The sequence below is a fragment of the Peribacillus aracenensis genome, from assembly GCF_025175645.1.
Lineage (GTDB): Bacteria > Bacillota > Bacilli > Bacillales > DSM-1321 > Peribacillus > Peribacillus aracenensis.
Genome location: NZ_JANZMJ010000093.1, coordinates 1 through 1335 on the forward strand (window position 1 = coordinate 1; position 1335 = coordinate 1335).

Below are 1335 nucleotides of genomic sequence, written 5' to 3' on the forward strand. Positions count from 1 at the left end.
TCTGGGATTCAATTGCTCCATTCTTTTACCAGTCGTTTCATCGAAATGACGTCTCTGTCGAATAAAGAAAATGAGGGACGCTGACAGTGTCAACATCCCATACGACTGCCCGTCGCACAAAAAGCTGCCATAAAGACAGCTTCGATTTTGAGCTAACGCACCCGTTAGTTTAAGTACATTATTTCACAAACTTGTCTTTTCTATTTCTTTTATTATAGGAATGCTGCCTCTTCATATTAGCCCAACCACAGGACTTCAATCCCTCCTGGAACAGTCCCCCTTTGGCTTAGAAGGATAAAATAATGTTGACGTTGAATATACATTAAATAATCAATTACTTTTTTAAATCAACAAAATTAGAGGAGTTATTCTAATGAATAATATTTTTGAGGTCTTGTTTACAGAAGAAATTTTAAAACGTATCGACAACTTAAGCGCAAATTCAAAACCATCATGGGGAAAAATGGATGTCGCACAAATGTTAGCTCATTGCTCATCCTTCCAAGACATTGCTATGGGCTATTCTATGCCTCCAAGAGGTTGGTTAGGGCTATTAGTAGGTCGGTTTGCAAAAAACATGTTTTATAATGACAAGCCCCTACCACATAATATGTCTACTATTCCAAGCATTTTAATAACCGATAAAAAAGATTTTGAAATAGAAAGAGAAAGATTGAAAGAAAAAATTACAACCTTCCAAAAGAATGGACCAGAGGCTTGTACAAGTCACCCACATCCTTTTTTCGGAAAACTTTCTTCCGAGCAATGGGGACATGGAATTTATAAGCATCTTGACCATCATTTAAAACAGTTTCGGGTTTAGTTACGGGAATTTAATTATGGACGAAAATCCTTAGATCAACGATCCGGTAAAATTGGATTGGATAATAAGGTTTGAGCTTCAACCATTACTGTTTTCTTATTGAACTAACCTCCCTCTATGAACATTGATGTATCAACGGTTTGCACCACTCGGTGTATTAGGGGAATTATTTTTTCATCCTACTTTTAAACAGAGTATTGAAATTCTGGTTTTTATTACTAAATTGAGGGTGCGCTTCGCTAAAACTAATGGAAATCATTAGCTATTTTCTCCACTATGCGATGCACAATAGATCTCTGCGAAACTTATGATGACGTACCCTCCCATGTCTCTTAGCGTCATTTGCGCTTACATTCCTTCGTTCGGTCTATTCATAAGGCAGAGACCTGCTAAGCTGCCCCGGGGACTCTTGGTCTTAGTTTTGTAATGTTGCTGGCTTCTCCGTGTCATCCTTCTTGTTATATATCGATAGTTAGAAATGCTTACGCTGCCTCTGAGAGGCAGTAGAGATC

Annotated in this window: 1 protein-coding gene; it reads left to right on the top strand. The window is 37.9% G+C overall.

Translation table 11 applies throughout. The features are described 5' to 3' along the window. The first annotated feature begins 373 nt into the window (after positions 1-373). A complete protein-coding gene (locus N0M92_RS29070) occupies positions 374-823 on the top strand; it encodes a DUF1569 domain-containing protein (protein ID WP_260289025.1) in 450 nt (149 codons plus the stop codon). Positions 824-1335 lie beyond the last annotated feature (512 nt).

Coding starts and splice junctions, on each gene's coding strand:
- N0M92_RS29070 (WP_260289025.1), top strand. CDS start 374: ATGAATAATATTTTTGAGGTCTTGTTTACAGAAGAAATTTTAAAACGT.